The sequence below is a fragment of the Azospirillum mesophilum genome, assembly GCF_053470405.2.
In genome coordinates this window covers 1-19,772 of record NZ_JBPXMQ020000045.1, presented here as the reverse complement: position 1 = coordinate 19,772, position 19,772 = coordinate 1, and the positions used below count along the sequence as shown (strand labels likewise).

Below are 19,772 nucleotides of genomic sequence, written 5' to 3'. Positions count from 1 at the left end.
TCAGTGCGACGGCTGGGCGGGCGTCCGGGTGTTCAGCGGCAGGACGGCGATGTCGCCCTTCTCCTCCAGGCACCGCTCGGTGCGGGCGTAGCTCTGGTTCAGCTCCCGGTGCAGAACCTCGCGGTCGCAGGCGTTCTCCCAGATCGAGACGACGATGCTGGCGACGCAGTTGCTGATGATGCTGGTCAGGGCGCGGGCTTCGGACATGAAGCGGTCGATGCCGACGAGCAGCGCGACGCCCGCCACGGGAAGGTCCGGCATCACCGTCAGCGTGGCGACCAGGGCGACGAAGCCGCTGCCGGTGACCCCTGCCGCACCCTTCGAGGTCAGCAGCATGACGCCGAGCATGGCGACGATCTGGCCGGCCGACAGGTGGATGTCGCAGGCCTGGGCGATGAACAGGGAGGCCAGCGTCAGGTAGATCGCCGTGCCGTCCAGGTTGAAGGAGTAGCCCATGGGCAGCACCAGACCGGAGACGCCCTTCTTGCAGCCCAGCGCCTCCAGCTTCTGCAGCACGCGCGGCAGGACCGGTTCGGAGGACGAGGTGCCGAGCACGATCAGCAGTTCCTCGCGGAAGTAGCGCAGCACCTTCCACAGGCTGAAGCCGTGCAGGCGCGCCAGCGTGCCGATGACGATCACCAGGAAGGCGCCGCAGGCCACGTAGAAGGTGAGGATCAGCAGGCCGAGCGAGCCGATGGAGTCGATGCCGTACTTGCCGACGGTGAAGGCCATCGCGCCGAACGCGCCGATCGGGGCCAGCTTCATGATGAAGCCGAAGGCGGCGAACAGCACATGGGCGAAGGCGTCGATGCCCTGGACGACCGGTTCGCCGGCCTTGCCGACCCGCGTCAGGCCGAAGCCGACCAGGACGGCGATGAGCAGCACCGGCAGCACCTCGCCGTCGGCGAAGGCGCCGAAGAAGGACTGCGGGATGATGTGCAGCAGGAAGGCGGTGAAGCCGACCGGAGCCGCCTGCTTGGCGTAGCGCGCCGCCACCGCCGGATCGAGCGACGCCGGCGACACGTGCATGCCCGCACCGGGCTCGATGATCAGGACCGTCGCCAGCCCGATGAGGAGCGCTGCCGCCGTCAGCGCGTAGAACAGCGCCATCGACTTCACCAGCGTCTTGCCGATCTCGCGGGTATCGTTGAGGCTGGTGATGCCGCTGACGATGGTGCAGAAGACCACCGGCGCGATCATCATCTTGACCAGCTTGACGAACCCGTCGCCAAGCGGCTTCAGGGACGCCCCGAAGTCCGGCCAGAGATGACCGGCCAGGATGCCCAGGGCCAGGCCGACGACGACCTGGAAATACAGGGCTTTGTAAAAAGCCTTGGGCTTGGTTGGGGGCTTGGTCTGCGCCGGGGTTTGGTTTCCCGTTTGTAGGCGCATGGCGTTTCCTCCTCTCTTGTGCTGTGGCGTCAGGCCGCCATGGCGGCCCGCGGCGGGTCCAATGGCCGTGCGAACACGGTCCCCTCGAACAGGCGCCGCGCGGTGCGCAGGATGCTGGCGACGGGGGCGGGTTGGCCGGCCCCCGGTTCAAGGCAGGTCCCCGGTTCAAGACGGACGGTCAGCCGTCCGGCCGGATGCTCGAAGATGACGTTGCCGGGCATGGCCGTTGGTCCGGCCAGGGTGGCGGCCACGGTTCCCGGGATGGTGCAGGCGGTCGCGGTGGCGACGGCGCCGGTGATGGCCATCGCCCGGTGGCAGTCGTGCGGCATGAAATAGCGCACGGCCAGCGTGCCGCCGCGCGTGGGCGGCGCCAGCAGGACGGGCTTGGGGATCACCATGCCGGCGGCGTTAGGGAACCCCATGCGGCGGCCGGCCTCCACGCGCAGCGCTTCCAGCCGGGCCAGGAAGTCCCGATCGAGCCGGTAGCTGTCCGTCGGCTCGTACCCCGTCTTGCCGAGGTCGGTGGCGCGGACCAGCATCACCGGGATGGCGGCGTCGATGCAGGAAACCTCGATTTCGCCGATCCGGTCGATCCGCGCCCCGGTGGGCAGCAGCCGGCCGGTGTTGGCGCCCGCCGCATCGAGGAAGGCCAGATGGATGGCGGCCGCCGTGCCGGGCACGCCGTCGATGGCGGCGTCGCCGTCGTAGGTCACTTGGCCGCCGGGGGTCTGTACGCGCGCCTCGATCAGCTTGCCGGTGTTGACGTTGTGGATGCGCACCACCGTCACCCCGTCCGCGGCCGGGACGAGCCCGGCCTCGATGGCGAAGGGGCCGACCGCCGCGAGCATGTTGCCGCAGTTGGGCGACGTGTCGACCACCCCCTCCTGCACCCGCACCTGGGCGAACAGGTAATCCACATCAGCACCGGCGATGGTGGCGGGACCGACGATGGCGACCTTGCTGGTCAGGGGGTTGCCGCCGCCGATGCCGTCGATCCCCAGGTCGTTCCCCGCCCCCATGACGGAGAGCAGGAGGGCGTCGCGCTCCGCCGGAGCGGCCGGAAGGTCGGACGCCAGGAAGAAGGGCCCGCGGGAGGTCCCGCCGCGCATCATCACGCAGGGAATGCCGATCTGGCGGCCCGCCAAGTGGTTGCTCGTCAGGTGGTTCATGGCGCTTGGTGTCTCTTGTTTTCGCCGTGTCAGCGAAGAAAGCCGATGCGCTGATATTCCGACCACCAACGGTATTTGTGAAATGCAATGATTCGCAGTATTATTCCGTTTCACGCATCAATGCGTGCCGCCGTGCGGAGCCGGGCATGAACTTCGAACTGGTCGATCTGAAAGCGTTCGTGGCGGTGGCCGAGCTGGGCAGCTTCAACCGCGCCGCCGAACTGCTGAACCTCTCGCAGCCGGCGCTCAGCCGCCGCATCCAGAAGCTGGAGGACACGCTGGGCGTGGCCCTGTTCGAGCGCTCGACCCGGCACGTCGCCCTGACCATGGTGGGGCGCGACTTCATGCCCAAGGTCCGGCGTTTCCTGGACGAGTTTGAAACGTCGCTGCTGGGGATCAGCGACCTGGGCGCGCGGAGCGGCGGCCAAGTCACCATCGCCTCCGTTCCGACGGCGGTGTTCTATTTCCTGCCGAACGCGATCAGCCGCTTCAGCATCGCGTTCCCGCGCATCCGCATCCGCATCCTGGACCTGGGTGCCAACGAGGGGCTGGAGGCGGTGGCACGCGGAGAGGCGGATTTCGGCATCAACTTCATCGGCACGTCACACCCGGACATCGAGTTCATGCCGCTGGCCGAGGACCCCTTCGTCGTCGCCTGCCGGCATGATCATCCGCTGGCATCCCGCCAGGAGGTCTGCTGGGACGAGTTGGCGGCACACCGGGTCATCACCGTGGGCCGGACCAGCGGCAACCGGGCGCTGATCGACAACGCCCTGGCGCAGCATGGCCTGAAGCTCAACTGGTCCTACGAGATCACGCACCTCGCAAGCTCGCTCGGGCTGGTGGAAGCGGGGCTCGGTGTCGCGGTGCTTCCCAAGCTCGCCACCCCGGCCTCCGGCCACCCCATCATCCGGACCATCCCGTTGAGCCACCCAAAGATTTCCCGGACGATCGGTGTCGTCCGACGACACGGCGCCATCCTCTCACCGATGGCGGGACGCTTTCTGGAGGTGCTGCTCGGCTCCTGGAAAGCCTGACGCCCATCGCCGGACGAAGCCCCAAACTATTGGCACTTCGAATAGCCGCAGTTCAGGCAGGTGTCGCAGCCTTCCTGGCGGATCAGGCCCGGCTGGCCGCATTTCGCGCATTGCTGGGCGCGCACCGGCTCCATGGCGGGCTCCATGGCGGCTTGCTGGGCGGTGGCCGGGTCGCCCATCGCCTTGCGCGCGGCTTCGGCGACGAGCGTGTCCGGCTCCGGCAGCATGCCGACGGCCTTCATGTGCCGCTCGATCACGTCGCCGATGGCGGCGAGCAGCGACGGCACGTAGCGCCCCTGCATCCAGGCGCCGCCGCGCGGATCGAACACGGCCTTCAACTCCTCCACGACGAAGCTCACGTCGCCGCCGCGCCGGAACACCGCCGAGATCATGCGCGTCAGCGCCACGGTCCAGGCGTAATGCTCCATGTTCTTGGAGTTGATGAACACCTCGAACGGGCGGCGGCGGCCGCCTTCCACGATGTCGTTGATGGTGATGTACATGGCGTGGTCGCTGTCCGGCCAGCGCACCTTGTAGGTCTCGCCCGGAAGCGCTTCCGGCCGGTCGAGCGGCTTGGTCATGTAGACGACCGAGCCCGGCTCCCCGCGCGGGTCCGCGGGTTCCGGAAGGGCGGGGGCGGAAGCGGCCGAGGCGGGCTTCGCCTCCTCCTTCTTCACCGCGAGGACGGAACCGGTGACCGGGTTCGGGCGGTAGGTCGTGCAGCCCTTGCAGCCCAGCTCGTAGGCCTGCCGGTAGACGTCCTTGAAGGCGTCGAAGGGCAAATCCTCCGGGCAGTTGATGGTCTTGGAGATGGAGCTGTCCACATGGCGTTGCGCCGCCGCCTGCATGACGACATGCTCCGCCGGGGTCAGCGTCTGCGCGTCCACGAAATAGTCCGGCAACGGCTGGTCCGGGCCGAACTTGGCGCGGAACAGGCGGTAGGCGTGGTCGCTGACCTCCTCCGTCCGGCGAGCGCCGTCGGGAAGCAGCACCGTGCGCTCGTAGGTGTAGGAAAAGACCGGCTCAATCCCCGACGACACGTTGTCGGCGAACAGCGAGATGGTGCCGGTCGGCGCGATGGAGGTCAGCAGCGCGTTTCGGGTGCCGTGCCGCTCGACCAGCGCCCGCACGTCCGGGTCGAGCGCCCGGACCATGGGGGCGGCCAGATAATGGTCGCGGTCGTAGAGCGGGAAGGCCCCCTTCTCCGCCGCCAGCAGGGCGGAGGCGCGGTAGGCCTCGTTCTGGAGCGTCTTCAGCCAGGACCCGACCAGCGCCACCGCCTGCTCCGTGCCGTAGCGGGTGCGGCACAGGATCAGCGCGTCGGCCAGCCCCGTGACGCCCAGTCCGATGCGCCGCTTGGCCTGCGCCTCCCGCGCCTGCTCCGGCAGCGGGAAGCGGGAGGCGTCCACCACATTGTCCATCATGCGGACGGCCAGCGCCGTCAGTTCCCGCAACCGCTCCAGGTCGAGCCGCGCCGTCTCCTCGAACGGATCGCGCACCAGGGCGGCGAGGTTGATGGAGCCCAGCAGGCAGGCGCCGTAGGGTGGAAGTGGCTGCTCGCCGCACGGGTTGGTGGCGGAAATATTTTCTATATACCGAAGATTGTTGTTCTCGTTGACGCGGTCGATGAAGATGACGCCGGGCTCCGCGTAGGCGTAGGTCGCCTGCATGATACGGTCCCACAGGTCGCGGGCGCGCAGGACGCGGTAGACGCGGTCGTCGAAGACCAGCGGCCAGGGCTTGTCCTCCTTCACGGCGTCCATGAAAGCGTCGGTGACCAGGACCGACAGGTTGAACATGCGCAGCCGGCCGGGTTCGCGCTTGGCGTCGATGAAGTCCTCGATGTCCGGATGGTCGCAGCGCAGCGTCGCCATCATGGCGCCGCGCCGGGCGCCGGCGGACATGATGGTGCGGCACATGCTGTCCCACACATCCATGAAGGACAGCGGGCCGGAGGCGTCCGCCCCCACGCCCTTCACCGGCGCGCCCTTCGGCCGCAGGGTGGAGAAGTCGTAGCCGATGCCGCCGCCCTGCTGCATGGTCAGCGCCGCCTCGCGCAGGTGCGCGAAAATGGCGCCCAGGTCGTCCTCGATCCGGCCCATGACGAAGCAGTTGAACAGGGTCACCGTCCGGCCCGTGCCGGCCCCGGCCAGGATGCGGCCGGCGGGCAGGAACTCGAACCGGGACAGCGCCTCTTCGAAGCGGGGCGCCCAGGCCTGGGGATCGGCCTCGGGTGCCGCGAGTGCGGTGGCGACGCGCGTCCAGGTGTCGGGGATCGTCCGGTCGATGGGCTCGCCCTCGGCCGTCTTGAAGCGGTACTTCATATCCCAGATCCGCTGGGAAATGGCGGCGATGCCCGACATGTGTCCTCCCTCGCGCGCGGCCGGCCGATGGGGTGGCCCGCTCACTTCGCGCACGAAAGAGTAAGGCGCCTCCCGGAAACGGTCAACCGCACCGTTCCGCTTACGTTCCGTGCTTCAATTGCTGATCCGGTCGCGCTGGTCCGGCATCGCTTCCAGTGTTTTCAGAATATGGTCGGTGCCGTCGCCGCGTCCGCACATGCCCAGCGAGGTCTCGCCGAAATCGACAAGGCTGTGGTGTCGCGGAGGTGGCGCCCGCTCCAGCGTCACCAGCCAGGCCGTGTGCCCGCGCTTCTTCAATCCGTCGAAATAGAAGCGCTGGGTGTGGAACGGGATGTTGGTTTCCCGTGGGTCGCCGATAACAAAAATGCGGCGTTCGGGATCGCGCTTGATGCGATCCAATGAGGCGTAGGGGTCGAACCAGTTCTGCGGCTTCGCAAGGGCCGCATGGAGGCCGCGCGCTTCCAGATAGGCGCGAAAAGCGGGTGCCCCGGAGGAGATGATCGCGCAACGGAGATCGTCACGCCGCGCCAGCAGTTCCGCCGTCAGCGTGCCGCCGGCGCTGTGTCCGCCGAGGGCCCACTCCCGCACCCCGTAGCGAGCCTTAAGCGCATCGAGCAGTGCGTTCATCAAGGCCGCCTCGCGCGGCGAATTGCGGGAGGTCCAGAACCGCCCCGAACTGCCGTAGGCGCCGGGTCGGGCCAGGAAGAGGAAGGGGATGCCGAAGCGTTCCGCCAACCCGCGCTCCTGCTCGATCATGGCGGCGACGCCCAGACCCTCCTGGTGAGCCACGGAGGTCGGCTTGGAGCCCATGATGTCGCCGTGCATCCAAGCCGCCGCGATGGGGTTCGGGCCGGGGGCCGGACGCAGTCCGGCGGCGTAGTAGCGCAGGCATTCCCCCTTGCCGTCCACCGTCACCCAGGCGGCGGTTTCCTGTGCTTCCAGTGCGGCGCAGGCCTCGCGGGTGATCGTGATCCCCTCGACCACGGCGGCGTTGGAGAACAACTCACCGCTCGGTTGCGACTGCGAATGGCCCGTCTTGGCCGCCACCAGCACCACGGCGAACAGGAGGGAAGCGGCCATCCGGCGCATGGCGGGTCAGGAAGCCGGGCTTGTCGCGCGGGCGGGCGGCTGGGCGGTTTCCGCCTGGGGACGGACGGTGGCCGGGCCGCCGGCCGCGACGACGATCCGGTCGGTGGCGGCCTCCAGCCGCTCCTCAAGCTCCTGCATGGCCTTGGCGCGGCCGAGGCCGGGCGGGATGGGCGGCAGGAATTCCACGACCACGGTGCCGGGCCGCTTGATGAAGCTGTGCCGCGCCCAATAAAGGCCGGCGTTCAGCGCCATCGGGACGATGGGGATGTCCAACTGCTCGTACAGCACGCCGACGCCGACGCGGTAGGGGCGGTAGGCGCCGGCGGCCACGCGCGTGCCCTGGGGGAAGATGACGATGGGCCGGCCCTCGTCGCGCACCGGCTTGGCGTTCTTGACCAGCGAGGCGATGGCCCGGCCGCGCGCGCCGCGGTCCACCGGGATCATCTTCGCCTTGGCGGCGTACCAGCCCCAGATGGGGATCCACAGCAGTTCCCGCTTCAGGATGATCGCCGGATCCTCGACGAGGAAGTGGAGCTTCATCGTCTCCCACGCCGACTGGTGCTTGGCGGCCAGCAGGAAGGAGCCGGACGCCGGCACATGCTCCCGCCCGCGCACCTCGTAGCGGATGCCGACGAGGGTGCGTTCCAGCCAATAGACGGTGCCCAGGTACCACTTCACGACGCGGATCATCGCCCGCCGGGGCAGCAGGAGCATCCACAGCAGGGCGAAGCACATCAGCGCGGTCCAGACGTGGAACGCGATGTTGAAGGCGAGGGAGCGCAGGACGATCATCGGCGGAACTTGTCAGGATTCGAGGAGCATCTCAAGCTCGTAACGGAGCAGGGCGAGCAGGTACTTGTTGTATTCGGTCACCAGCAGGCTCGCCGTGCCGGGCCACAGCCACCAGTCGTTCAGGTGAACGTTGGGGGAGGCGACGGGGTGCGGCACCACCTCCACCTCCGGGATCACCATGTGGAACTCCAGCAGGCTGCGGCGCATGTGGTAGTTGGCGGTGACCAGCCGGATCGACCGGAATCCCTGCTCGCGCAGCCAGTCGGCCGTCTCGTGGGCATTGCCGATGGTGGTGTCGGCGGAATAGCCCAGCGTGATGCAGCATTCCATCTGGCTGGGCGACTGGCGCGAGCGCTTCAGCAACTCCTGGATGTCCAGCCCTTCGTAGACGCCGGAGATGAACATCTTGCGCGCCCGCCCGGCGGCCAGCAGCTCCATCCCGGTGCCAAGCCGCCCGCTGCCGCCCGTCAGCACGACGATGGCGTCGGTTTCGCGGGTGGCTTCCGGGCTGTCGGGGGCGGGTGGGGTGCGGGGGATGGAGCCGGCGAACCAGACCAGCCCGCCGGTCCAGACCAGCGCCGCCACCAGCGCCGCCAGCACGGACCGGCCGAGCGCCTGCGCCATCATGCCGCGCCGGGAGGAGAAGCGCGCCATGGCCTCAGACCCTTCGGACGGTGGCGGGCGGCGGCGTCACGGCATCGACTCCAGCGTGCGCAGCACCGTCCAGCGCGCGGTCAGCGCGGCCAGCAGGCAGGCCGCCAGCGGCACGATGGCCAGCACGGCCAACTGCCAGGACGCGACGGAAATGCTGGGCAGCAGGGCGGCGCGCAGCCCCTCCGCCGCGCGGCCGATCCCGAGGAGCGTCCCGACGGCGGCCGCAAGCCCGACCAGCCCGCCCCGCAGGGTCAGGCCCAGGACGTGGGATTCGAACTGGCGCGCGACATAGCGGTCGGTGGCGCCCATCAGGTGCAGCAACTCCACCACATGGTGGTGGATCGCCAGCCCGGCACGCACCGCGAAGACCACCGCCATCACGCCCGCCCCGCCGATCAGCGCGACGATGGCCAGCGCGGCCAGATGCAGCGCCCCCGCGACGTTGCGCAGGTCGGCCAGCCACACCGCATGGTCGTCCAGCGTGGCGCCGGGGGCCGCGGACTTCAGGCGCAGTGTCAGGGCGGCGGTGTCCACGGGGCCGTCGGTGACCACGTCGATCAGCCGGGGCATGGGCAGCAGCGGGTCGGCCGCCTCGCGCCCCAGCCAGGGCTCCAGCAGGCGGCCGATGTCGTCGGTGGTCAGCGCGTTGGCGGTCCGGACGCCGGGGGTGGAGCGCAGGACGGTCAGCGCCGCCTCCGTCCGCTCGTTCAGGGAGTTCGGTCCCGTGGCGGGCAGGGGCACGATCTGCACGGTCAGGCCGCCCGCGAGGCCGCTGTCCCAGCGCCGGGCCATGTCCGACACGAGCAGCGCCCCGGCCAGCGCCAGCGCCGCCAGATAGACCATCAGCGCGGTCAGCCAGGTGAGGAAGCGCGACGTCGGGTCCTTGGCGAGCGGCAGGTCGAACCGCTTGCGGGCGAGGGGCAGGGCCATGGCGATCCGGTCCTCCCCCTCAGGCCCAGCGCGCGTTCTGCGCCGGAAGGACGTGCAGGCGCCCGTTCTCCAGATGCAGGCGCGGGTGGTTGAAGCGGCGGATCAGCGCCTCGTTGTGGGTGGCGATGACCACGGTCGTGCCCAGCTTGTGCAGTTCCTCGAACAGGTACAGAAGGCGCATGCCGATGCCGTCGTCCACGTTGCCGGTGGGCTCGTCCGCCAGCAGAAGGCGCGGCCGGTTGATGACCGAGCGGGCGATGGCGACGCGCTGCTGCTGCCCGCCCGACAGGGTGGAGGGCAGGGCGTGCAGGTGGTTGCCCAGCCCCACCCAGCGCAGGATTTCCGTGCAGTGCTCCACCACGTCGGCCTCCGACGCGCCGCTCATGCGCAGAGGCAGCGCAACATTGTCGAGCGCGGAGAGGTGGTTGAGCAGCGCGAAGTCCTGGAACACCACGCCGATCTGGCGGCGCAGTTCCGGCAGGTCCGCCCGCTTCAACCGGGCCACGTCGGAGCCGAACACGGTGATCAGCCCGCGCGAGGGACGGTGCGCGAGGTACATCAGCTTCAGCAGCGACGATTTGCCCGCCCCGCTCGCCCCGGTCATGAAATGGAAGGAGCCGGGCGGCAGGGTGAAGCTGATGTCGCGCAGCACCTCAGGCCCGGTGCCGTATCGCAAGCCCACGTTCTCGAAGCGAATCACAGTCCCACCAAAGCCGCAACAGGGCGCCGCGGCGGTACCCCGCCCGGCGCGCGAAAGGACAATGCACCGGCGACGGGTGGTACGTCCACTGCCGTCGATCCCGCCGGGCCGGACGCCGAAGCCCACACGGAAGCTTGGGCGTTCCTTGCTTCATACCTCATGACTACCTATAACGACATTCTGCAATTTCGGTGACCACGATCGGCCATCAATGATCATCACCTGCCCGACCTGTGCCACACGGTACACCCTGGCCGATTCGGCGGTCGGACCGCAGGGGCGAAAAGTGCGCTGCGCCAAATGCGGCCACACTTGGGTGCAGACCGCGGATGACGAGCCGGATTTTTCCCTCGGCGACGACGTGACGGAGATCCGCCAGACCGCCTCTGCACCGTCGGTGGCGAAGAAGGCGCCGATGGACAAGGTGGCGCGAAAGCGCGCGCTGATCGGCTGGGGTGCGTTCGCGGCGGTGCTGCTGGCGCTGGGGGCGGCCGGTTTCGCGGCGCGCGGCCTGATCGTGCATCTCTGGCCGCCGGCCGCCCTGTTCTACGAGACCATCGGCCTGCCGGTGGACCCGCCCGGCACGGGGTTGCAGATCCAGAACGTCCGCTCCGAACAGAAGACCGACAACGGCACGCCCGTGCTGGTCGTGGACGGGCAGATCATCAACGTGTCCGACGTGATGCGGACGGTGCCGCCGGTGCTCGCCGTGTCGCTGGGCCAGGACCGTAAGCCGGTCAAGAGCTGGACCATCGAAGCCTCGCCCGCCCAGATCCTCCCCGGCGAGATCGCCACCTTCCGCGACATCCAGCGCGACCCCGGCCCGGTCTTCGAGGTGATGATCACCTTCCAGGGCGGGTAAAGTTGGGATCCCCTCGCCCGCTTCCAGCGGAGATGGGCGAGGGGACTGGGCTCAGGTTTCAAAACTGCTTCAGCAGACGCTCGATGTATTCCCGTTCCATTTGCGGGCGGCTGTATTGGCCGGAGCGGCGGCGCAGTTCGTCGAGGATTTCGCGGGCGCGCTGGAGTTCCGCCTCCTCCGGGATCTTCACGTCGTTGCCGTCGTAGGAGCCGTAGCCGGAGGGGCGGCGGCCCAGCGGGTCGCGGTTGCGGCCCTGGCGTTGCTGCTGCTGACCCTGCTGCTGCCCCATCATGGCCGGACCCTGCTGGCCCATCATCTGCTGCATGAGTTGCTCGGCGTAGCTCTGCATGCCCTGCTGAAGCTCGTCCATGGCCTGGGTCTGCGAGGGCACGGCGTTGCCCGGCTGCCCCTGCTGGAGCGCCTGACCCGCGTCGCGCATGGCGCGTTCCGCCCGGCCGAGCGGGCGCGGGATGTCGCCCTGCTGCTCGCCCAGGCGACGCATCAGTTCGCCGAGCTGGCGGCGCAGCGCTTCCTGCTGGGCGGCCTGCTGCTGCATCAGCGGGCTGCCGGATTGCCCTTGCTGGCCCTGTTGCCCCTGCTGCTGGCGTCCCTGGCGGCCGCGCGGACCCTGGTTCGGGTTCTGACCGGCCTGGGGCTGCCCCTGCTGCTGGCCCATCTGGTCCTGCGACTGGCGGAAGGTCTGGTCGAGCAGGTTCTGCTGCTGCTGCGCAAGCTCCTGAAGCTCGCGCATCATCTGCCACGCTTCGTTCTGTCCGCCCTGCTGCATCTGCGCCATGGCGCCGGAGCGCATGTTCTCCATCATCTGCTGGAGCTGCGAGAGCATCTGGCGCGCGGCGTCGCGGGCGCCGGTCTCCGCCATCTGCCGCATCTGGTCGAGCATCTGCTGGAGGTCCTGCCGGTCCATCATGCGGTCGGCCATCTCCGGCGGCACCATGGGGATCTGCTCGCCGCGGGCCAGCGCCTCGCGCATCTGCTGCTCCATGGCCTCCATGAACTTGTCGAGCGCGGCCTGGAGTTCGTCCATCAGCTGCTTCAGTTCCTGGTCGGAGGCGCCCTTCTCCAGCGCCTCGGCCAGCCGGCGTTCGGCGTCGCGCAGGTCGCGTTCGGCCAGCGACAGGCCGCCGTCCTCGATGCGCAGCGCGGTCTCCCACAGGAGCTGCTGCACCGCCGGGATGGATTCCGCCTGCTCGTCCAGCAGCAGCCGCCCGACCGAGGTGCGCAGCGCCAGGAAGGCCACGATGTCGCCGCCGAACTGGCCTGGGCGCGACGACAGCTCGGCCAGCTTGCGGGCGACCTCCACGCGCGCCTCCTTGGGGCGCAGGGTCAGCTTCTTGCGCTCCTCCACGATGCCGCGGGCGACGGGGTTGTTGAACGGGCGCTCCGGCAGGACCATCGCCACGTCTTCCGTGCTGCCGGTCTGGCCGGCGCCGTCGGTGGCGGTCAGGCGGACATTGACGTTCAGCCCCGCCCAGGGATGCGCTGTCAGGTCGTGGAAGCCGGCGTTGTGCGCGTCCTTCGGATGCACGCCGGGCAGGGCCAGCGGCAGTTCCAGGGGCTTGCGGTCCAGCGTCGGGGCCTCGCCCTCCGGCACGGCCAGCCGGATGACGCCCTTCACCTCGGCCAGCCCATAGTCGTCGTGCGCGGTGTAGTCCAGGCGCAGCGCCCCGCGCTCCCCCTTGCTGGGCGGGCTGGCGTAGGCGACGGTCGGCGGCGCGTCCGGAACGATCTGCACCGGCCAGGAACCCAGCGTGCGCGAGCCCTGGCTGACGGCGATGCGGTTGCCTGCCTCGATCGGGTGCTGGACCTGGAAGGTGGAGGAGTCCACCGCCTCGAAGCTGGCGGTCTTGTCGCCGGCCTCCAGTGAGGGCGTGCCGCTGCCGCCGGTGACGCGGGCGAGCACGAGGCTGCCCTTCGGCACCGGCACGGGGTTCGGCAGGTTCGGCGCGTGGGCGGCGTTGGCCGACTTCAGGAAGATGGGCGGCAGGCCGGTGTAGTCCGGCGGCGTGATCCACAGGTCGAGCGCCGCGACGGACACGCCGCCCGTGCCACCGAAGCGCGGGCTGAGGGCGGCGGCGATGCGCGGGCTCCAGTCGCCCCAGGTTGCGCCACCGGCGGCGATCAGCACCAGCACGACCAGCGCGCGCAGCGCGTAGCGGTCATGGGCGGCGATGTCGGACAGGGGCCAGGCGACGCGCAGGGACCGCATGGCGGCGCGCATCCGCTCCTGGTGCAGGCGCCACAGTTCGGCCGCCACCGGGTCGTTGCCCGAAGGCTTGTCGCGCAGGACGTGCAGCGGACGGTGGGGCAGGCCGCTGTCGCGCTCCAGCCGGCGGCGGGCGGCGTCCTCGCCGGGCATGCGGAAGCCGCGCAGGCCGCGCCACAGCGTCCAGCCGAAGGCGGCGGCGATCAGCAGCAGGACGGTGGCGTGCAGCCAGCCGGGCAGAAGCGGCAGCAGGTTCAGGAAAGCGAGCGCGACGAAGGCGCCGGCGATGGCGACGGGTGCCCAGACGGCGGGCCACAGCCGTTCCCACAGCAGCGCGGCGCGCGCCTGCCAGAGGCGGACGCGCGGCTCGGCCGCCGAGCGCGTCTCCGGGGCGGAGTCCTTGCGCAGGGGGAATCGGAAACCGTCGTTGCTGTCGCTCATGCCGCACTCCCGTCCCGCCACAGTCCGGTCCACATGGCACCGGCCGTAAGGGAGCGGCGGCCGGGGCGTTGTCAGGATATAGGCTCGGCCACGCCGTTTTTCGCGGCCTGACCGTCGAGCCATTCACCGAACCACTTGTCCATGACCAAAATATGGCCGCACAGCCACATCTCGACATAGTTCTGGAGGAATTGCACCTCCTCCCGGTCGTGGTCGCCCGTGGTGGACTGCTTGCGCACGAAGGCCGCGAAGGTGTCGTGCTGGACCTTGTGCTTGGCGAGGTCCGGGTATGCGGACGCGCGCATCAGCCCTTCCTCGCGCCTGAAATGATATTCGGAATAGTCCGCCAGCTCGCGCAGGAAGCGGTTCGCCGACTCCCGCGTTTCCCCGGCGGTGATGGCCGCGCTGAACTGGTTGAACAGCTCGAAGAGCCGCTGATGGTCCGCGTCCACCGCGCTCTGCCCGATCGCGTAAGCCGCATCCCAGTCCATGACGGTCTCCACCGGTTGGTTCATAACCGAACCATCATACGCCCGATCCGGGGGATTTGGCAGGTGGGATTGCGCGGGCAAATTGCCGCCACGCTCCCCGCCTGTCGCGGCGGGGAGCGTGGGGGGACGGGCTTCTACGCCTTCAGCCAGTCCGGCACGCGCTCCGCGGCCAGCATCTCCTCCACCGACGGTCGGGGTCGGATGACGGCGAAGTCGGCACCGTTCACCAGCACCTCCGGGATCAGCGGACGGGTGTTGTAGCTGGAGGACATCACGGCGCCATAGGCGCCCGCCGACAGGAAGGCGACCAGATCGTCGGCGGCCATCGGCGGCAGCATGCGCTGCAGGGCGAAGGTGTCGCCGCTCTCGCAGACCGGGCCGACCACGTCGAAGGGCTCCTTCAGGGCGGCGGTGTCGGGCTCCGTCACCGGGACGATGCCGTGATAGGCCTCGTACAGCGCCGGGCGGATCAGGTCGTTCATCGCCGCGTCCACGATGACGAAGCGGCGGTGCAGCCCCTCCTTCACGTAGATCACGCTCGACACCAGGATGCCGGCGTTGCCGACCAGCGAGCGGCCGGGCTCCAGCGTGATGCGGCAGCCGAGGTTGCCGGTGATCGACCGCACCATGGCGGCGTAGTCGGCCAGATCGGGCGGCGTCTCGTTCTTGTAGGTGATGCCCAGCCCGCCGCCGAGGTCGAGCCGCTGGATGTCGTGCCCGTCCTCGCGCAGGACATGCAGCAGCGCCGCGACGCGCTCGTAGGCCGCGCGGAAGGGCGCCAGATCGGTGAGCTGGGAGCCGATGTGCACGGCGATCGACACCGGCTTGATGCCCGGCAGCCGGGCGGCCTGCGCGTAGACCTCCCGCGCATGGTCGTAGTCGATGCCGAACTTGTTCTCTTTCTTGCCGGTCGAGATCTTCGCGTGGGTCTTGGCGTCCACGTCCGGGTTGACGCGGAAGGCGATGGGGGCGACCACGCCGAGGCTGGCGGCCACCTCCGACAGCGCCTCCGCCTCCGGGATGGATTCCACGTTGATCTGGTGGATGCCGGCCTCAAGGGCGGCGCGCATCTCCGCACGGGTCTTGCCGACACCGGAGAAGACGATCCGCCCGGCCGGAATGCCGCCGGCCAGCGCGCGCTGCATCTCACCGCCCGACACCACGTCCGCCCCGGCGCCCAGCCGCGCGAAGGTGTGGATAACGGCGAGGTTGGAGTTGGCCTTCACCGCGTAGCAGACACCGGCGTCCTGGCCCGCGAAGGCCCCGGCGTAGGCGCTGTAGTGCGCCTCCAGCGCCGCCGTGGAATAGCAGTAGAAGGGCGTGCCGACCGACTCCGCGATCCGGGTCAGCGGGACGGATTCGGCGTGCAGCACGCCGTTGCGGTAGGCGAAGGCGCTCATGGAAAACGGACTCCGGAGGAAGACTGGCCCGACGCCGCATTGCCGGGCTTCGGGTCGGTCTTCGAATTCGGGTAGGGACGCGGGAACTTGTCGTTCTCCACCCCCTGGGGCGGATCGACGTAGCCCGGCTTCTTGCCGCAGCCCGCCAGGGTCAGGGCGGTCGCCGCGACGGCGGCCAGGAGGACGAGGCGGCTCACAGGAAACGCTCCCGGGCCGCCTTGACGGCCTCGCGCACGCGGACGGGGGAGGCGCCGCCGAAGCTGCGGCGGCTGTCCAGCGACGCCTCGATGCTCAGCGCCGGGTAGACGGCCTCGGTGATGCGCGGTTCGATGGCCTGAAGCTCGGCCAGCGTCAGGTCGGTCAGGCCGACGCGCCGGTCCTCCGCCGCCTTCACGGCACGGCCGGTGACGTGGTGCGCCTCGCGGAAGGGCATGTTCAGCTCCCGCACCAGCCAGTCGGCGAGATCGGTGGCGTTCAGGAAGCCGCGGTCCGTCGCCTCGCGCAGGGCCGGGACGTTCGGCTGCATGTCGCGGACCATGCCTTCCATGGCGGCGATGCACAGCGCCAGCGTGTCGTCGGCCTCGAAGACCGGCTCCTTGTCCTCCTGCATGTCCTTGGAATAGGCCAGCGGCAGGCCCTTCATGGCGACCAGCAGGCTGTTCAGGCTGCCGATGACGCGCCCGGCCTTGGCGCGCACAAGCTCCGCCGCGTCGGGGTTCTTCTTCTGCGGCATGATGGAGGAGCCGGTGGTGAAGGCGTCCGTCAGCTTGATGAAGCGGAACTGGGCGGAGCACCACAGCACGATCTCTTCCGCGAAGCGGGAGAGGTGCATGGCGCAAATGCTGCCGGCGGCCAGATACTCCAGCGCGAAGTCGCGGTCGGACACGGCGTCCAGCGAATTCGCCGTCGGCCGGTCGAAGCCCAGCGCCTCCGCCGTCATGAAGCGGTCGATGGGGTAGGGCGTGCCGGCCAGCGCGGCGGAGCCCAGCGGGCACTCGTTCAGCCGCGCGCGGGCGTCGCGGAAGCGGCCGCGGTCGCGCCCGAACATCTCCACATAGGCCAGCAGATGGTGCCCGAAGCTGACCGGCTGCGCCGCCTGGAGGTGCGTGAAGCCCGGCATTACCGTGTCGGTGTGCTTCTCCGCGAGGTCGATCAGCGCGGCCTGGAGCGCCTTCAGCCCCTGCTCCGCCCGGTCGAGCGCGTCGCGCACCCACAGCTTGAAGTCGGTCGCCACCTGGTCGTTGCGCGACCGGCCGGTGTGCAGGCGCTTGGCCGGCTCCCCGATCAGCTCGGCCAGCCGGGCTTCCACGTTCATGTGGATGTCTTCCAGTTCCACCTTGAAGGTGAAGGCGCCGGAGTCGATCTCTTGCTTGACGCGGTCGAGCCCGTCGCGGATGGCGTCGGCGTCGGCCTGGGTTATGATGCCCTGGCGGGCCAGCATGGCGGCGTGCGCCTTGGAGCCGGCAATGTCCTGATCGGCCAGACGCTTGTCGAAGCCGATGGAGGCGTTGATCTTCTCCATGATGGCGGCGGGGCCGCGGGCGAAACGGCCGCCCCACATCTGGCTGGCGGCGGGGGTGGCCCCGGGAGTAGCCGTATTCTCGGCGGGCGGCTTGGACTGTTCGGCGCTCATGACGGGCACAATACGGGTGGGAGGACGGGAAGCGTGAGTATGCGGACTTTGGCGGCCACCGCAATCTTTTGTGTGAGCCTTCTGGCGGGCGCCGGCCTGTGGGCCGCGCTGGCCGGACCGTCGGCCCCGCCCGTGACCATGCTGAACCAGCCGGACAAGGCCTCCGGTGGGGGATCTTTGCCGGTCGGCCTCGACAAGTACCGCTCGACGGAGGCGCCGAAGCCGCTGCCGCCCCTGTCCTTCGTGGACGGGGAGGGGCGCCGCGTCGACCTTGCCGAGTTCAAGGACAAGCTGGTGCTGCTGAACCTGTGGGCGACGTGGTGCGCGCCCTGCGTGAAGGAAATGCCGGCGCTGGACCGCCTGCAGGCGCAACTCGGCGGGCCGGGCTTCCAGGTGGTGGCGCTGTCGGTCGACCGGGGCGGCAAGGATCAGGTGGAGCCCTTCTTCCGCAAGATCGGCGTCAAGAACCTCGCCCTCTACCTCGATCCGGGGAGCGCCAGCATGCAGGCGCTGTCCCTGCGCGGCCTGCCGACCACCTTGCTGGTGGACCAGGAGGGGCGGGAGCTTGGCCGCATCGAGGGCGCCGTGGAATGGGACTCGCCGGAGGTCGTGGCCTTCCTGCGCAAGCACATGGGCCGCAACGGCGCCCCGGCGCGCGATCACGGCGGCGTGGTGAAAACGGGTGGGTGATTTCCCCCTCTCCCGCCGGAGGCGGGCGAGGGGGCTGAGAGTCCTACTCCGAACTTCCCGACGTGGCCGGCGGGGCCTGGGTCTGCGGGGGGCCGGGGCGGCGGGACAGTTCGGCGGCGATGGCGCGGGCGTCCTCGAAATGGGCGTGCAGCATGGGAAGCGTGTCGCGGGCGAAATCCGCCGTTTCGCCGTCGCGTTCGGCCTGCGCCTCGAACAGCTTGATGGCGCGGGCGTGGGTTTCCTCCTCCGCGGCGATGTAGCGGCGGTCGAAGGCGCCGTCGGGCGTGTCGCGCAGGCTCGCCATGTGGGAGCGGGCGGTCGTGTTCAGCTCTTGCGGGATGGGAATGTCGTGGCGCTCGGCCATGCCCGCCAGCTGTTGCGCCACCCGCCCGTGGTCGTCCACGGCGCGGCGGGCGAAACCGCGCACGCTGTCGGTTTCCGCCCGGTCCTGGGCAAGCTTGCCGAGCGCCCGCTCCGCCATGCTGTCGGCCAGAGCCTCGATGATGAAGTTGCGCTCCTGCCGGGATAAATCTTGCCGGGAGAGGGGAAGGGGCTGCTGGGCCAGGGCCGACCCGCCCATGGAGGCCAGCACAACCACCGCAACGAAAGCGCGCCGCATCGTCCGTCCCTCCCCGGAACCGCCCAATCCCCAGGGAGACGAACAGAGCGCAAGCACGGCGGTTCCGAAAAAGCACGAGCCCGCCCTGGCTTCCCGGGGCGGGCTCGTGTTTTGCGATCCTTTCGGAACGACCGTTAGCGGGTCGGGACCGGCGGGTTCTTGGAGTAGTCGTAGAAGCCGCGGCCCACCTTGCGGCCGACCCAGCCGGCCTCGACATACTTCACCAGCAGCGGGCAGGGACGGTACTTGCTGTCGGCCAGACCCTCGTAGAGGACCTGCATGACCGCAAGGCAGGTGTCCAGGCCGATGAAGTCGGCCAGTTCCAGCGGACCCATCGGGTGGTTGGCGCCCAGCTTCAGCGCGGTGTCGATGGCGTGAACGCCGCCCACGCCCTCATACAGGGTGTAGACCGCCTCGTTGATCATCGGAAGCAGGATGCGGTTGACGATGAAGGCCGGGAAATCCTCGGCCACGGCCGCGGTCTTGCCGATGTTGGCGGTCAGCTCGGCGATGGCGTTGAAGGTCGCCTCGTCGGTCGCGATGCCGCGGATCAGCTCGACGAGCTGCATCACCGGCACCGGGTTCATGAAGTGCATGCCCATGAACTTCGACGGACGGTCGGTCGACGCGGCCAGACGGGTGATGGAAATCGACGAGGTGTTCGTCGCGACCAGAGCCTCCGGCTTCAGGTTCGGGACGAGCTTCTTGAAGATCTCGCGCTTCAGCGCCTCGTTCTCGGTCGCGGCCTCGATCACGAGGTCGGCGTCGGCGAACACCGACAGGTCGGCGCCGGTCGAGATGCGGGCGATGGCAGCGGCCTTGTCGGCCTCCGCCATTTTCCCCTTCTGGACCTGGCGGTCCATGTTCTTGGAGATGCCAGCGACCGCCTTCTGAAGGATCTCCTCGCTGATGTCGGAGATGATCACCTCATAGCCCGCCTGGGCGCAGACATGGGCGATACCGCTGCCCATCTGGCCGGCACCGATGATGCCAATCTTCTTGATCGTGGACATAAGAACTTTCCCGCGCAAGGTTGGTTGGGGACAGGACCGACTTAACGCGCCTTGTCCAGCTCGGACGTCAGTTCCGGCACCGCCTTGAAGAGGTCGGCGACGAGACCGTAATCCGCGACCTGGAAGATGGGTGCTTCCTCGTCCTTGTTGATCGCGACGATGACCTTGCTGTCCTTCATGCCGGCGAGGTGCTGGATGGCACCGGAGATGCCGACGGCGATGTACAGCTCAGGCGCCACGATCTTGCCGGTTTGCCCGACTTGGTAGTCGTTG

Annotated in this window: 19 protein-coding genes; 3 read left to right on the top strand and 16 right to left on the bottom strand. The window is 69.2% G+C overall.

The window, feature by feature from the left end:
- Nucleotides 1–1,392 (bottom strand): C4-dicarboxylate transporter DctA, encoded by a 1,392-nt coding sequence (gene dctA / locus ACSVC7_RS27610; protein ID WP_448206359.1) that lies wholly within the window; start codon nucleotides 1,390–1,392, stop codon nucleotides 1–3.
- A gap of 29 nt (nucleotides 1,393–1,421) precedes the next feature.
- On the bottom strand, nucleotides 1,422–2,561 hold the full coding sequence (locus ACSVC7_RS27605; protein WP_448206360.1) for a 4-oxalomesaconate tautomerase: 1,140 nt from the start codon (nucleotides 2,559–2,561) through the stop codon (nucleotides 1,422–1,424).
- A 146-nt stretch (nucleotides 2,562–2,707) separates the two neighbouring features.
- On the opposite strand from ACSVC7_RS27605, the gene ACSVC7_RS27600 reads away from it, so the two are divergent.
- On the top strand, nucleotides 2,708–3,598 hold the full coding sequence (locus tag ACSVC7_RS27600) for a LysR family transcriptional regulator (RefSeq protein ID WP_448206361.1): 891 nt from the start codon (nucleotides 2,708–2,710) through the stop codon (nucleotides 3,596–3,598).
- 26 nt (nucleotides 3,599–3,624) lie between these two features.
- On the opposite strand, the gene ACSVC7_RS27595 is transcribed toward ACSVC7_RS27600, so the two are convergent.
- From ACSVC7_RS27595 to ftsE, 6 genes are all read right to left on the bottom strand, one after another.
- A complete protein-coding gene (locus ACSVC7_RS27595; protein ID WP_448206362.1) occupies nucleotides 3,625–5,961 on the bottom strand; it encodes an adenosylcobalamin-dependent ribonucleoside-diphosphate reductase in 2,337 nt (778 codons plus the stop codon).
- A 114-nt stretch (nucleotides 5,962–6,075) separates the two neighbouring features.
- Nucleotides 6,076–7,050, bottom strand: a complete 975-nt coding sequence (locus ACSVC7_RS27590) for an alpha/beta hydrolase family protein (protein ID WP_448206363.1) — start codon at nucleotides 7,048–7,050, stop codon at nucleotides 6,076–6,078.
- 6 nt (nucleotides 7,051–7,056) lie between these two features.
- Nucleotides 7,057–7,842 carry a lysophospholipid acyltransferase family protein gene (locus ACSVC7_RS27585; RefSeq protein WP_483508898.1) on the bottom strand — a complete coding sequence of 262 codons (786 nt, stop codon included), beginning with the start codon at nucleotides 7,840–7,842 and terminating at the stop codon, nucleotides 7,057–7,059.
- A 12-nt stretch (nucleotides 7,843–7,854) separates the two neighbouring features.
- Complete coding sequence (locus tag ACSVC7_RS27580; protein ID WP_448206365.1) at nucleotides 7,855–8,496, bottom strand: YdcF family protein; 642 nt, start codon at nucleotides 8,494–8,496, stop codon at nucleotides 7,855–7,857.
- A 36-nt stretch (nucleotides 8,497–8,532) separates the two neighbouring features.
- Nucleotides 8,533–9,426: a cell division protein FtsX gene (locus ACSVC7_RS27575; protein WP_448206366.1), complete on the bottom strand. Its 894-nt coding sequence runs from the start codon at nucleotides 9,424–9,426 to the stop codon at nucleotides 8,533–8,535.
- A 19-nt stretch (nucleotides 9,427–9,445) separates the two neighbouring features.
- Nucleotides 9,446–10,126 carry a cell division ATP-binding protein FtsE gene (gene ftsE, locus ACSVC7_RS27570; protein WP_448206367.1) on the bottom strand — a complete coding sequence of 227 codons (681 nt, stop codon included), beginning with the start codon at nucleotides 10,124–10,126 and terminating at the stop codon, nucleotides 9,446–9,448.
- 211 nt (nucleotides 10,127–10,337) lie between these two features.
- Between ftsE and ACSVC7_RS27565 the strand changes: the two genes are divergently transcribed.
- Nucleotides 10,338–10,988 carry a zinc-ribbon domain-containing protein gene (locus ACSVC7_RS27565; protein WP_448206368.1) on the top strand — a complete coding sequence of 217 codons (651 nt, stop codon included), beginning with the start codon at nucleotides 10,338–10,340 and terminating at the stop codon, nucleotides 10,986–10,988.
- Between the two features lie 58 nt (nucleotides 10,989–11,046).
- Here ACSVC7_RS27565 and ACSVC7_RS27560 read toward each other — a convergent pair whose 3' ends face one another.
- The 5 genes from ACSVC7_RS27560 to argH form a co-directional block, all read right to left on the bottom strand.
- Entirely contained in the window at nucleotides 11,047–13,653 is a 2,607-nt protein-coding gene (locus tag ACSVC7_RS27560) for a TIGR02302 family protein (RefSeq protein ID WP_448206369.1), read from the bottom strand.
- A 71-nt stretch (nucleotides 13,654–13,724) separates the two neighbouring features.
- Nucleotides 13,725–14,168 (bottom strand): bacteriohemerythrin, encoded by a 444-nt coding sequence (locus ACSVC7_RS27555; protein ID WP_448206370.1) that lies wholly within the window; start codon nucleotides 14,166–14,168, stop codon nucleotides 13,725–13,727.
- Nucleotides 14,169–14,278: 110 nt separating this feature from the next.
- Complete coding sequence (gene lysA, locus ACSVC7_RS27550) at nucleotides 14,279–15,544, bottom strand: diaminopimelate decarboxylase (protein ID WP_448206371.1); 1,266 nt, start codon at nucleotides 15,542–15,544, stop codon at nucleotides 14,279–14,281.
- A complete protein-coding gene (locus ACSVC7_RS27545) occupies nucleotides 15,541–15,741 on the bottom strand; it encodes a hypothetical protein (RefSeq protein WP_448206372.1) in 201 nt (66 codons plus the stop codon). Before ACSVC7_RS27545 ends, lysA begins: the two co-directional genes overlap by 4 nt.
- Nucleotides 15,738–17,177, bottom strand: a complete 1,440-nt coding sequence (gene argH / locus ACSVC7_RS27540; protein WP_448206373.1) for an argininosuccinate lyase — start codon at nucleotides 17,175–17,177, stop codon at nucleotides 15,738–15,740. Before argH ends, ACSVC7_RS27545 begins: the two co-directional genes overlap by 4 nt.
- 72 nt (nucleotides 17,178–17,249) lie before the next feature.
- Here argH and ACSVC7_RS27535 point away from each other — a divergent pair, with 72 nt between their 5' ends.
- Nucleotides 17,250–17,867: a TlpA family protein disulfide reductase gene (locus ACSVC7_RS27535; protein ID WP_448206374.1), complete on the top strand. Its 618-nt coding sequence runs from the start codon at nucleotides 17,250–17,252 to the stop codon at nucleotides 17,865–17,867.
- A 43-nt stretch (nucleotides 17,868–17,910) separates the two neighbouring features.
- On the opposite strand, the gene ACSVC7_RS27530 is transcribed toward ACSVC7_RS27535, so the two are convergent.
- The 3 genes from ACSVC7_RS27530 to ACSVC7_RS27520 all read right to left on the bottom strand — a co-directional run.
- Nucleotides 17,911–18,486, bottom strand: a complete 576-nt coding sequence (locus tag ACSVC7_RS27530; RefSeq protein ID WP_448206375.1) for a DUF4142 domain-containing protein — start codon at nucleotides 18,484–18,486, stop codon at nucleotides 17,911–17,913.
- A 134-nt stretch (nucleotides 18,487–18,620) separates the two neighbouring features.
- The gene (locus ACSVC7_RS27525) at nucleotides 18,621–19,499 is read right to left on the bottom strand and encodes a 3-hydroxybutyryl-CoA dehydrogenase (RefSeq protein ID WP_448206376.1); all 879 of its coding nucleotides are present in this window, start codon (nucleotides 19,497–19,499) and stop codon (nucleotides 18,621–18,623) included.
- Nucleotides 19,500–19,540: 41 nt separating this feature from the next.
- On the bottom strand, nucleotides 19,541–19,772 hold a 232-nt coding region (locus ACSVC7_RS27520; RefSeq protein WP_483508894.1), incomplete at its 5' end, for an electron transfer flavoprotein subunit alpha/FixB family protein.